Source organism: Shewanella sp. ECSMB14101, from assembly GCF_000773485.1.
Classification (GTDB): Bacteria; Pseudomonadota; Gammaproteobacteria; order Enterobacterales; family Shewanellaceae; genus Shewanella; species Shewanella marisflavi.
In genome coordinates, this window is sequence record NZ_JSFF01000007.1 from 26,553 (window position 1) to 39,162 (window position 12,610).

At 51.3% G+C, this 12,610-nt stretch carries 10 protein-coding genes and 1 pseudogene; 5 read left to right on the forward strand and 6 right to left on the reverse strand.

Annotated elements, in window-relative coordinates:
* Positions 1–28 precede the first annotated feature (28 nt).
* Entirely contained in the window at positions 29–1,225 is a 1,197-nt protein-coding gene (locus NY07_RS07865) for a conjugal transfer protein TraF (RefSeq protein ID WP_033538828.1), read from the reverse strand.
* A 499-nt stretch (positions 1,226–1,724) separates the two neighbouring features.
* Here NY07_RS07865 and NY07_RS07870 point away from each other — a divergent pair, with 499 nt between their 5' ends.
* From NY07_RS07870 to NY07_RS07885, 4 genes are all read left to right on the forward strand, one after another.
* Positions 1,725–2,054 (forward strand): c-type cytochrome, encoded by a 330-nt coding sequence (locus tag NY07_RS07870; protein WP_033538803.1) that lies wholly within the window; start codon positions 1,725–1,727, stop codon positions 2,052–2,054.
* A gap of 63 nt (positions 2,055–2,117) precedes the next feature.
* Entirely contained in the window at positions 2,118–3,830 is a 1,713-nt protein-coding gene (locus NY07_RS07875) for a DUF3373 domain-containing protein (RefSeq protein ID WP_033538804.1), read from the forward strand.
* Between the two features lie 71 nt (positions 3,831–3,901).
* Positions 3,902–5,281: a tetrathionate reductase family octaheme c-type cytochrome gene (locus tag NY07_RS07880; protein ID WP_033538829.1), complete on the forward strand. Its 1,380-nt coding sequence runs from the start codon at positions 3,902–3,904 to the stop codon at positions 5,279–5,281.
* A 302-nt stretch (positions 5,282–5,583) separates the two neighbouring features.
* Entirely contained in the window at positions 5,584–6,741 is a 1,158-nt protein-coding gene (locus NY07_RS07885) for a putative sulfate/molybdate transporter (protein WP_033538805.1), read from the forward strand.
* Positions 6,742–6,826: 85 nt separating this feature from the next.
* Here NY07_RS07885 and NY07_RS07890 read toward each other — a convergent pair whose 3' ends face one another.
* Both NY07_RS07890 and NY07_RS07895 read right to left on the reverse strand, forming a co-directional pair.
* Positions 6,827–8,215 (reverse strand): ammonia-forming cytochrome c nitrite reductase subunit c552, encoded by a 1,389-nt coding sequence (locus NY07_RS07890; RefSeq protein ID WP_235363907.1) that lies wholly within the window; start codon positions 8,213–8,215, stop codon positions 6,827–6,829.
* A gap of 41 nt (positions 8,216–8,256) precedes the next feature.
* The gene (locus NY07_RS07895) at positions 8,257–9,468 is read right to left on the reverse strand and encodes an NnrS family protein (protein ID WP_033538830.1); all 1,212 of its coding nucleotides are present in this window, start codon (positions 9,466–9,468) and stop codon (positions 8,257–8,259) included.
* A gap of 267 nt (positions 9,469–9,735) precedes the next feature.
* On the opposite strand from NY07_RS07895, the gene NY07_RS18875 reads away from it, so the two are divergent.
* Positions 9,736–10,023, forward strand: coding sequence for a thioredoxin family protein (locus NY07_RS18875; protein ID WP_258311759.1), 288 nt, complete (start codon positions 9,736–9,738; stop codon positions 10,021–10,023).
* An 11-nt stretch (positions 10,024–10,034) separates the two neighbouring features.
* Here the strand turns inward: NY07_RS18875 and NY07_RS07905 are convergent, their stop codons facing one another.
* The 3 genes and pseudogenes from NY07_RS07905 to NY07_RS18880 form a co-directional block, all read right to left on the reverse strand.
* Positions 10,035–10,577, reverse strand: a complete 543-nt coding sequence (locus NY07_RS07905) for a NifB/NifX family molybdenum-iron cluster-binding protein (protein ID WP_033538807.1) — start codon at positions 10,575–10,577, stop codon at positions 10,035–10,037.
* A 9-nt stretch (positions 10,578–10,586) separates the two neighbouring features.
* Positions 10,587–10,871 carry a DUF134 domain-containing protein gene (locus NY07_RS07910; protein WP_033538808.1) on the reverse strand — a complete coding sequence of 95 codons (285 nt, stop codon included), beginning with the start codon at positions 10,869–10,871 and terminating at the stop codon, positions 10,587–10,589.
* A 387-nt stretch (positions 10,872–11,258) separates the two neighbouring features.
* Positions 11,259–12,593, reverse strand: a pseudogene (locus NY07_RS18880) (M24 family metallopeptidase).
* Between the last annotated feature and the right edge of the window lie 17 nt (positions 12,594–12,610).

Below are 12,610 nucleotides of genomic sequence, written 5' to 3' on the forward strand. Positions count from 1 at the left end.
CCGGCTTTTCGATTATCGCTACCTTAGGCTAAAAATGATAAGAAGTTTGAATCACGCCGCCAAAGGCATCGTCACTGCCCACTAAACCGGTAAGATCTAAGTTAAAGAAGCGCCCTATGGTAAAGCCCGTACCTAAGCTATAGAGGTTACTACTGGTATCTTTCATATCGTGACGATAACCCAATCGCAACGCAAACCAATCTGTGGCTCTCATTTCACCACCTATGCGCCAATATTGTGTTTCACCCAGCTCGTCAAAGCGCTTATGACCGTTGAGATCCACATCGGACGTCAAACTGAACTTATCCCAATCATAGGCAACACCTAAGGTGTATAAGGCCTCGATGCGATAGGTAAACTGACGCCCCAAGGTCTCAACGGTATCGAGCTTCTGACTCACCAAGTTGCGTCCAGATAGGCCCAGAGTTAAGCCTTCTATGGGCTGCATGGCCACGCCGATATCCAAGTTAAACACGCTTTCATCGTTGCGATACTTGTTGTCGTCAAAGTCATCGACATCGTAGTTATTAGCACTGACCACATAGTTATAGGTATCTATACGCTGAAGCTTGGGAGAAATCCCCACCGCTATCGGCATATTGACTATCGAGAGTGGAAAGCTCAAGGCAAGCCCAAGGTCTGAAATAGCCCCCGCCACCACGGCGCCCTGTGAGTCTAAATCGGTCACCTCTGGAGGATTGTTGGGATCCAGATTCGTCAAGGAATCGATATCGCTCTGCTCTATCACTGCCACGCTCGCCACATCTATATATGTCTTATAGAAAATCGACATGGGCATACGCTTAGTCGGCAGCACCACAGAAAAACCCAGTCCCACCTTGGCGTAAGCGTTCTCGCCATCGAGTGCCTCTAGATCGGAAATCAGCAGATCTCGAAAACTGCTTATGCCCGTCACGTCACCGGCATCGATGGCGGCTTCAAGGCTGTCATAGGAATCCTGCAGGGCGTCAAACTTATCAATGAGGTCATCGAGGCTGCCCACTTCGGCCCCCAAAGCCGGTATCATCACGGCACCACTAGAGTACTTAGGAGCATGAATAGCTAACAGAGCAGGGTTGATAAAGGCGGCACCTTCGCGGTTAGATGCCGCAACCCCGGTTCCGCCCATGGCATCGCTCCTAGCCTCGCTATAGAGAGAAGCAGCAGACGCCACAGAGACATGGCAAGACAATAACACCGCAATAGCCAAGCTAAGGTATTTCATATCATTCACCCCATTCATTATTCTTGTACTTGCTCTAAAAAACTGACCAAGCTGTATTTAAAGATAGACCATGCCCTCAAAACAGTGACTGCAAAACGGGACAATTTAATAATTTTTTTCACCCCTTTTTAGCCCCAAGCGCCTACAACAATATTTTGCCGACAAACCTGCTCTGCGACTTGAGTTATTGAGCGCATTGGCTGAGCTAAAACAAGTCTAAATACCTATTTAGAGGGTGCTTAAATAACAAAGTGTGATCTTAACCACTCCAATTATTGCTTGGCTTTTCTCGCTAAAAAACAAAAACAAACAATATTTTTCAACAACTTAAGCAACATCCATTAGACTTTTATCCATGATATTTTTATCAATTAGATTTATTTCATGAAGGTGATCAACATCAAATTTACAACTGCCCATTTTTGGTAAATTTTCCAACAAGAAACAAGCATTTTGTTTCATGTTAATAAATCGCTCACAGTAGCGATTAAGGAAAAAGATGATGAAAAACCTAACCAAAATCAGCACCTGTTTACTACTCGCTTTCTGCGTCGGCGGACAAGTCTACGCCGTCGATGGCGGTAACCCTAAGAAAGGCAAACATCTCTACAAAAAAGAGTGCAAAGCCTGCCACAGCAAGGGTGATGCCGCCGGTGAACTCACTCCTATGAGCAAGACCATGAGCCAGTGGGACCGCTTCTTTAAACGCGATATGCACAGCGCTCAACCTGAAGTATTTAAAAACCTCTCCGACAAAGAGCGCTTGGATATTCAGCAATTTTTATACGACCACGCGGCCGATTCCGATCAACCACAAACTTGCGGTTAACCACAGTTTCGTAATCGAAGCGCTCATTCACTGCTCCCGATGAGCGCCTAAGGAGAGATTCACATGCGTACTCTACTGTCTATACTGATCGCTAACGCCCTGGCTATGTCAGGCACAGCCTATGCTGTCGATAGCGACGCACAAAAATTAGCCGAACTGAAACAACAACTTGCCGACCTTACCGAAGAGATTGACGATATCAATAGCCGCGTCGACAAGAACGAGCGCCACACTGCTCTCGACCGACTTGAAATCACCGGTGATTTCCGTACCAAGGCCCATTCATTGCATTACCAAAATGTCACCTGGAACCCTGCAATCAAGGTAGACTTTAATGATTTTGGGGCTAAAGCCATGTCTGGTGCCTTTGGTATGCCTAACGATCCCGACTCCCCGCTGGGACAGATGATGGCAGCCAATCCGGAGCTCGCCGCGGCCTTCCAAAGCGGTATGCTGCAAGGCGTGATGCCTTACGTGCTGGCACCTAAAACCACACAAGACATCAACAACGATATCTTCTACACCACGCGTCTCAGATTGAACCTCAAGGCCAAGGTATGGGATAACGTCAGCTTTGCTGGTCGTCTCAGCATGTACAAAAACTGGGGCGACTCAACGGGTGTTCAGGTCTTCGATTCATGGCGCTCTTTCACCATGGATGGCACCAATAGCGGTAACACCAGCGGCGATTGGCTAAGGGTTGAACGCGCCTATTTCGATTGGAAAAATATCGGTGGCAGCAACACCTACCTATCTATTGGTCGTCGTCCATCTACCTATGGCCCACCAACCCAGTATCGTGAAAATGAGAAACGCGGCGGCACACCGTCTGGCCACCTGGTGAACTTCAACTTCGACGGTGCGACCCTGGGCTACAATCTCGGTGAGATCACGGGTATCGAAGGCCAAGTCGTACGTTTCTGCTACGGCCAGGGCTTCGAATCCCAGTGGGGTAATGGTGAGATGTTTGGCGATATCGTCACTAAAGACACCCACTTAGGTGGCTTTAACATCGATGCCATCAACGACGGTAATCACTTCCTGCAATTTACCCTGTTTGGTGCTAAAGACATTAACGACGGCTTCAAGGGCACTATGGCCTTCCCAACTCAGCTTGCGGGAATCTTTGCCCCTACCATGTACCAGGACATGCAGAAGTTCAGTAACTTCAACTTCCAAACCCGAGTACAGCCTAGCGGCGTTATCGGCGACATGTACCTTGGCGGTATAGGTTACGCCTACGAGAGCGATGAAGACTTTAAAGCCTTCGCCTCTTTCGGCTGGACCCGCGCCGAAGGCAACGGCAATGCCGGTATGTTTGGCGGCATGCTAAGCGATGCAATATTTGAAGCTCAGCTTAATGCCGATGGCAGCGAGATCATCATGATGCCAAGTGCCGCCGACGAAGCTGACACCAAAGATGGTTATGGTATCTATGTGGGCATTCAAATCCCTGCACCTTACGGCAAGTTCGGTCTCGAGTATAACTATGGTTCCAAGTACTGGACCCCATTTACTCAGGCGCAGGATGACCCTATCGGCAGCAAGCTAGCTACCCGTGGTCATGTGGCCGAGGCTTACTATATGTTTGATATCAATCCAAGAATGTTCATCAAGCTGGCTGGTCTCTACTACGACTACGAATATACCGGAAGCGGCACTCCGGTAGGCGCCCCACAAAAAGTGGATGACGTGGTAAATGGCTCAGCCTACTCAATGTTGCCTGTGGTCGATACTGCCTATGACCTCAACGCTTCATTAGTCATCAACTTCTAACTTTATTGTCTCCCCCGGCTTCGGCCGGGGGTAGGGAAATCAGCATGAAACTCACATACTCTCTTACGGCGATGTTTGCTGCAGGGATCTTCGGCTTGGCCAGCCTTAATGCCGTTGCCGAAAATCCGCACAAGGAAGCCATTCAGGGGCCCTTTACCCAGGGCTCTCAGGTGACCGAGCAGTGCATCGAATGCCATGAAGATCACGCCAAAGACTTTATGAAGTCTTCTCACTGGACCTGGGAACTGGAACAAGATCTCCCTGGACGCACAGTAAAGCGTGGTAAGAAGAACGCTATCAATAACTTCTGTACCTCAATTTCGGGTAACGAGCCAAGATGTACCAGTTGTCACGCTGGCTATGGTTGGAAAGACAATAACTTCGACTTTAGCGACATGACAAAGGTCGACTGTCTGGTATGTCACGACACGACGGGCACTTACATCAAAGATCCCGCCGGCGCAGGTGAAGCTCTGGCAAAGGTAAACCTAGAGCGCGTTGCGCAAAATGTTGGCATGCCGGTGCGCGACAACTGTGGTAGCTGCCACTTCTATGGTGGCGGCGGCGATGCGGTCAAACATGGAGATCTCGACTCCTCTATGGCCTATCCCGATAAAGCCACCGATGTGCATATGGACACAGACGGCAATGACTTCCAGTGCCAAACCTGTCACACCACACAGGAGCACCAGATCACGGGTAATGCCATGGGGGTTTCACCAGGTGGACAGAACGATATCGGCTGTGAAAACTGCCACGATGGTGCGCCGCACGCCAACAAGCGCCTCAATACCCATACCGCCAGTGTCGCCTGTCAGACCTGTCACATTCCTTTCTTCGCGCGTAACGAACCCACCAAGATGAGTTGGGATTGGTCTACCGCAGGACAAGACCTACCTGAAACCAAGGATGAAAACGGCAAAAAGACCTTCCAGAAGAAGAAAGGTAGCTTTGTCTGGGGCAAGATGGTTGAGCCTGAGTATGCCTGGTACAACGGTAAGGCCGATGCCTACATGGCTGGTGATAAGATGGATCCCTCTAAGGTCACTAAACTGACCTCACCACTGGGTGATATCACAGACAAGACAGCTAAGATCTATCCATTCAAGGTACATCGCGGCAAGCAGATCTTCGATGCTAAACAGAACATCATCATCACGGCAAAAACCTATGGCAAAGGCGGTTACTGGACCGAGTTTGATTGGGATAAGGCCGCCAAGCTTGGCATGGAAGCTAATCAGGCACTGACCCAACAAGGCATCAAGTACAGTGGCGAGTACGGCTTCGCCGAAACCGAGATGTGGTGGCGCATCAACCACATGGTTTCGCCAAAGGATCAGGCGCTAAAGTGTAACGACTGCCACAACAAGGGCACACGTTTAAATTGGCAAGCCTTAGGCTACGACGGCGACCCAATGAAAAACAAGAAAGGCCCTAAACACGCTAAATAATTAATCATTTTCATCATCACCCCCGCAGTAAAGAGGTCTGGTTCGCCAGGCCTCTTTTTTATCAACTTTCTTCACCAGCATATCAGCAAGCGACGTACGACTTAGGGGCGCAACAGATCGACTATCAGCGATATCTTATAGAACAGACAAAACAACCCAGTACAAAGTCAAAATGTGACAACTTGTCTCATCCACTTCAGCCAAATGGCGCACTTTACCTCGGTTTACCCCAAAAAGACTTACAAAAATCATGGCATTAAATTTGCCACAAAATTAAGTGATGATTTCCCACGGCAAGTAATATGAGATGTAAAACCAAATTCTTTAACCATTTAAACCAGCATATAGGAGAGTTTAGCGGCGCCTTTGCCGACTTGGGCACCTTCCTGCCCCTCGTACTCGGACTGATCGCCATCAACCACTTTTCCCCTCAGGGGATCTTTCTCGGGTTTGGGCTGTTCGCCCTCTTTACCGCCTACTTCTACCGCAGACCCATTCCGGTACAACCTATGAAGGTGATCGCCGCGCTGGTGATCGCCCAGGGGCTGACACCGGGCATGCTGCAAGCCAGTGGCATCATGATGGGGCTGATTTTACTCATCTTGGCCTATAGCGGTGCTATCAACTGGATGGCAAGGCAGCTGTCACCCGCCATCAGTATCGGCATTCAGCTAGCCATAGGGTTACAGCTGATCTGGATGGGCGGACAGATGATGAGCGGTACCTGGCTCATCGGTATCCTGGCATTCAGCGCGCTATTCATGAGCCGTTTCCTGCCGCTTCCCTATCTTGCTATGCCCTTGGTACTAGGGCTAGGTGTCCTGTGGCAAACGACTCAAGGCAGTGCTGCCAGCTTTACGCTATCGGCCACCACAGACTGGCAAATGGGCTGGCCCAATATGGAGGAATGGAGCTCGGCGGCGCTCCTGCTTGTACTACCACAGCTGGCATTGACGCTGACCAATGCAGTGATCGCCACCTCAGCCATGGCAAGTGGAAAATTTCCTCAAGATGCCCTGATCGACAGCAAACGATTTACGCCCCGTCGCCTGGCCACCAGCTCAGGCTGGGCAAACCTGGTGTTAGCACCATTTGGTGCGACACCCATGTGTCATGGCGCAGGAGGGTTGGCGGTGCAGTATCATTTCGGCGCCCGCAGCTGGCGGGCTCCGGCCCTGTTTGGCCTGACCTGCTTAGCGATCGCCCTGTGCTGGGGTGACACCATAGCTCAGGTGTTATCACTGATCCCCTTGGCGATTCTCGGTAGTCTGCTGGCGATCGCCGGCTTGCAACTCGCCTGGTCACAGCGCTTTATCGATGGAAAGCCCTTCTGCATCTTAGTGATCTTATCCACCGCCGCCGTTTGTCTGACCATCAATACCGCCGCCGGACTCGCTGTCGGCGTGATATTAGAGATGGGCCGCAGGCGGTGGCACCTGATATCAGATCTCAAACTGTAAACACAATTCAATATCCAGAAAATAACAACGCCAGCATTAACCCTAGGGGTTGGTTGCTGGCGTTGTGCAATTTAAGCTATTGACCTTAGTAGCCTGTACGGCTCACCGCCGGCCAATGCTTATCCACCTCTTGTTTAATGAAGGCCTGCTTGGCTTTAGTCAGCTTATCCAGTTCTATACCCACCGCCTGCTGCGCCGCCTCCTTGGTCGAGATATCGGGATAATCCACTTTAGTAACAGAGAGCATGCTCAAGATCTCAGCAAGGCCTTGACGGGCATATTCGGCCTGAACTATCGCCCTATCCAGCAGAGCATTAGCTTCCTGAGGGTTATGGGCATAACTGCCATGAGATGACATGGCAAAGTCCCAGCGCCACTGGGCATGACGGATCGCCATGATGGCATCATTCATAATGGCCCAGCTCGCGCCAGCATCCCAGGCGGCGCCCGCCTCATAGTGAGCCTTAACCAGGAGTTGCTCCACTTTTCTGGCCTTCGCGGCAATCTCTGATTTAGCGGAGTTAAGTTGCTTCATCAAGGCCGATTTATCTTGGTGGCAGCCCTGACACACAACGTCATAATTTGGCAGCGCCTTGCCCACCTGATGGTTAGTGTAGGCTTTACCCTCACTGTCAGTAGCGGCCGGCATATGACAAGTCACACAGGTGACGCCTGCCTTGGCATGTTCGCTGCGACTCCAATGCTCAAACTCGGGATGGCGAGCCTTAAGTATGGGGGTCTTTGAGATAGGATGGATCCACTCGTAGAAGCGGCGAGTATCGTAATATTTCTCGATCAAATCGGCACTGCTACCGAAGATCCAGGGAATATTCACCTTATTGCTGCGCTCGGGTTGAAAATAATAAGTCACATGACACTGGCCGCATACCTGAGCCCCCTGCATCGACTGATTTTGCTTGTCGAACGGCAAGTGTACCTTGGCCATGGCATCTCGCGCGTGAGGGCGCGGCAGGGTCAATGCCGCCTTACCTTGCTCATGACAGTCACTGCAGTAAACGACGCTGTTCATCTCGGTGCCGAGATCGGTGAAATTCTTAGCCGAAAAGCCTTCCACGCCCAGCTCATCGATAAGCCTTGGCACATCGGGCGATTTACAGGTCCAGCAGCTCGCCGACAGTCCTTTCTGCCCCGCCTCCGGCGGCACGCCGGTCCGCAGGGTATGAGTCACGTCTGCTACCGCAAACTGGTGTCCCCTAGGGCTATGGTATTCCTTGGCATAGGCAGATCCCGCCCAGAGTATGATGGCGGCAGGATAGCTGGCCAGCATGTCGCTGCGCGCATCTTGGGTCGAGGTCGCCTCCCAGCTGGCATACTGATTAGGGTACTTGGTCTGCATGGCCTGCATGCTCTCCATCACCTTACTGCTCACATCTGCCGCTAAGGCCGAACTTGAAATCGTACTCAGGGTGCACCAGCCCAGTAGGCTCAATGCGATAGCGCTTAGTTTCTTCATTGGACTTTCCACACTCATTAATATTCTTACTTACGCCAGGACTAGCCTGGTCGTCCGTCGACTCTGGGCCGGGTCAATATTGGCGCATAACACCAGACAAACCAGCCAAAGGCCAGGCTCCAGAAACTGCCAGCCATCCAGAGCCAAAGCTCACTATAGGCTGGAAACCATAAGGGCATCACGGCGCGACATAGGGCTGCCAGGCTAATAGATAAAAAGGCAAACGCCATCTTAGGGCCCTGATAGATGTTACGACTGGTATGCCCCAGAGAAACGCGGGATATCATAGATAGACAGAGCCCAGCCATGGTGCCGATAGCAAACAAGTGCAGCAGATGACGATAGGCATTCTCATCCTCAATGTTCCAGGCGATAGCCGCCAGGGTCACGGGCAGACAGAGATAAGCCAGCTGCAATGACCAGAGCATAGGCTCTTTCAAGGTTTTATGGGGCTGCCAGCGTAACCAACGCAGCAGATGAGCCAGGGCCGCTAATCCAAGCAAGGCTTGCTCGGCACCAAGGGGCAACCACTTAGTGATCCCTTGAACTATCAATAAGATCATCAGCCCAATCACACTCAAATCCAGCGCCTTGATGGGATCGGGCTTGGCTTGCTTAATACGTACAGCGGTAAAGAAGGGAATAACTCGTCCCCCCACAATAGTGATCAACAAGCCTAGCCACCAAAGCATGCCTTGCCAGATATGATGGCTGAGTACAAAGTCTCGCTGACTCAGGGCGTAATAACTCAGTAAGTTGATCCCTGTGGCCACCAGCAACATGATGGGAAAACCTATGTTTCGCCACTGTTTGACACGGTAGATACAAGACCACAGCTTGGCCGCCGTCAGCAGCAAAAAGAGGCTGTCAAATAGCGCCGGTAACCAGACTGGCAGCTCAAGCGGCAATAGCAACAAAACACGCGCCAGTAACCAGCAGGCAAACACCAAGGCTAAAGACCAGCCCTTAAGGCTCGGCTGATTGGTCCAGGTCTGCACCGAGGTCAGTAGGAAGCCACTAACGATTGCCATGGCAAAGCCAAACAGCAGCTCATGGGGATGCCACCAGAGCGGCACCACCTTGACCCAAAAATGTTCCCGTAACAGACTCATTTCAGGCAGATACCAGGTGATCAACCACAGCGGTATATAGAGGGCGGCCAACAGGGCACCGCCTAAGAAAAAGGGCCGAAAACCCAAACGCCAAATCGCCGGTGTCTTGTCGATCACTTTAGGGTCATCAATATTGAGCATCTTCTGCACCTCTGCCAAAGAAAAGCTTAAACAAACATCTTAAATATAGCTTTATAGTCGCCAGTCTACTGAGACAAGCACGGCTGAACAATGGAAATTCAAGGTGATATAAAGAAGTGTGAACCAGATAGCGAGATTAGGCTATGATATTGAATTTAAATACCTCTTTAGAGGCATCCTGCTCACCCAAGAGCGAATCATTAATATAGAGAGGCAAGGCCGTTGAATCCAGACAAGATTGAATCCCCCTAGGCACTAACGCATTACATACAGACCACCCAAGCGGTCATGATACTGTTTGGCGGGGAACACTGCGGCGTCTGCCAGAGTATCAAACCCAGATTAGCCGAGTTGCTGGCCTGTGATTTTCCAAAGGTGCAGCTCTGTTATATCGATTGTGAAGCCCATGGCGACATTGCCGCCGCCCATAGAGTATTTACCCTGCCAGTTATTGAACTCTACTTTCACGGTCAGGCATTTGGGCGCTTTATCAAGGTGTTCTCTTTGGCCGAGGTGAAAGAGGCGATCGCCCGCCCCTATCAACTACTGGACTAAGTGTGGCGAGTTTATCCTTTCAAGGGACGAAAGCCACCATAGGCAACAGGCGCATCAACGCCTTGATGAGACATAGACTTTTTAAGTGCTAAAGGTTGCAGCAGCACTGAAGGTGGCACACTATCGGCCTCAAAACCGCCACAGCCACAACCTCCGGCCGAACCGCAACTGCCACCACTGCCACAGCAACCGCCCTTCTTGGCATGATTGAGTGAGGCGCGCCCCATAGAGGCATCTACCAGGCGCCGCTCCAGCACCTTAGTCTGACTGAGCAACACCTCGATACTCTCCTCTTTATCCCCCTGGCTAACGCTAATACCCGCCGCTAATAACTTACCCAAGATGCGCTCGCCGATATGCTGCACTATGACAATATCTGTCTTTTGAGCCTGGATCAGGCGCAGTAACTCAGCCTTAGCACGGCAGTTTCCCTCAAGTGCTGGATTATCGAAGCTGGTGATTAACTGGTGATACTCGTTAAAAAAACCGATCCTTTGCGCCTTGGTAAAATGCGCCGCAAGACGTCCACGGCTCATTGGCATAGCAACTATCATGATAATTCCTTATGAATTCGATGAGGGCAGAACCAGGGCCTGGCCCTGAGTGATCGCCGTCGCCACCTTTTGACGAGCGCTGGCCAACAGATTGCCGAAGGTCTGACGGGAGATCCCCATAGACGCCGCTGCCTCGAGTTGACTGAGTCGCTGCACGTCCCCAAGCGCCAAGGCCTCAAATTCATCGGCATCAAGCTGGATTTTCTCTAGCTCAGTACTGGGAATACCGTTAGGTTTGAACAAGCTGCAGGGTACACAGCACTGCAATCGGCGGCATTTCTTAGGTCTTGGCATGGCCATTCCCTTAATCGATTAAATAGCAATGAGTTCAACCAATTCCACATTAACTTGCGCTGGCATAACCATCATTTGATGGCCACAAATCGATAGCGACTAAACCTGGGCAAGACATTGAGAACGGTTTGAACATAGGTTATTGGCATACGCCAATAACTGGATTGTGGAAGATCTTATGGAATGAAACTGAGGGCCAGCTCACACGCGCTCATATTCGCATTGGCTAAAAAATAGCAAAGCGAACCACCTAAACAGTGATTCGCCTTTGAAATAAGGCCTTTAAGGACTAGAGCGCGTGCTGCTTAGTCAAGATGCGGATTCGAGGGAACTCCTGGGGACATGCCACATGCCTTGAACTGCTCGCCAAACACCTGCAAAGCTTTTTCATTCAGGCTTAATAAGCATCAAAGCCGTCTGGCGACCATTGAGATACCAGACCCCACTGGCGTCAAACATGGCATCCTCTTCCAGCATGATGCGGATCTCCCGCTCCCACTCTGGGATCAACACGGCGTTATTAAGCTCAATGGAGTAGGCGGTATTGAGGTGCAGCGGATAATCCCCTGAACCAGCAACCCCTTGCTGGGCATCCCACATCCCTAAGGTCGTACCCGCTCCATGACCGTGATAACCTATGGGATGGGAGTAAATAGTCGGCTTAAGTCCGGCTGCAATGGCCTGTTCCCGTGCGGCCTTGAGCACCTGGTTGCCCGTCCTGCCCACGGCAAACTGAGCGGTTAATATGTCTTGCAATTGATTACCACTGTTAAACGCCTTCACCAGATAGTCTGGCGCCTAGGTCTCGCCACTGCGCAGCACATAGGCGAGTTGCTGGGTATCTGTGTTTAATCTCAGGTAGGTGATGCCAAAGTCCACATGCAAGAGATCCCCAGGCAAGATCACGGTATCACCGGACAGGTCGGCCTGCTTGGCCCTTTGAATGGTGACACTGGGCTGAAACCAGGTTTGCAGTTTCAGCTCTCTTACCCGCTCCCTGAACCACCACACCAGATCCTCGCTCGTGGTCTTGCCCACCTGTATCACCTCATTGGAAAAGCCCTGGGCGATGATCTCATGGGCCATCTTGACCAAACTGGGATAGAGGGCAACCTCCTCTGGGATACGACGTTCCAGCCAGCCAATCGCCAGTGGCTCGGCAGACACCAGAGCCTGTCGATAGGGTTCCGGCAGATGACGCAATAGCCGCGCCTCGTCACCCGATACCAGACCGTCGGCATGGGCCCAACTGGCAGAGCGGTTAACGCCGATACGCTTGGGCTGATAACGCTCCACCAAGGCATTCAGCGCCTGCCACTGACTGGGATGTGTCTCCTTATCCCAGGCCTTAGTGAACAAGTTGCCGACACTGTAAGGCGCGATAGCATAGGCGTTCACCTCGCCCTGCTTATCACGGGCAAACACCAATATGGTAGTACGCCGCGCCGACAGCCAAGTCGCAGGAAGCATAGTTTTCAGCACAGGATCTGCGTTATATTCGCGGCTGATCAGCAGCCACATATCGATATTGCTTTCGCGCATCAACTCGGGCAGCAACTGCTGCACACGTTTCTCGGTCAGGCTGTCGATCAAAGCCGCCCGTTCTCGCAGCGGCAGTATCTCGTTCGTTGCGGCACCTTGGCTGGTCTGAGGCAGCAAGGTCAAACACAACAGCCAAAAAATAGCATAGAGGCTCAAGTTATTATTCTTATTAGCCAGCATTAGTTGTCTCATCTCTC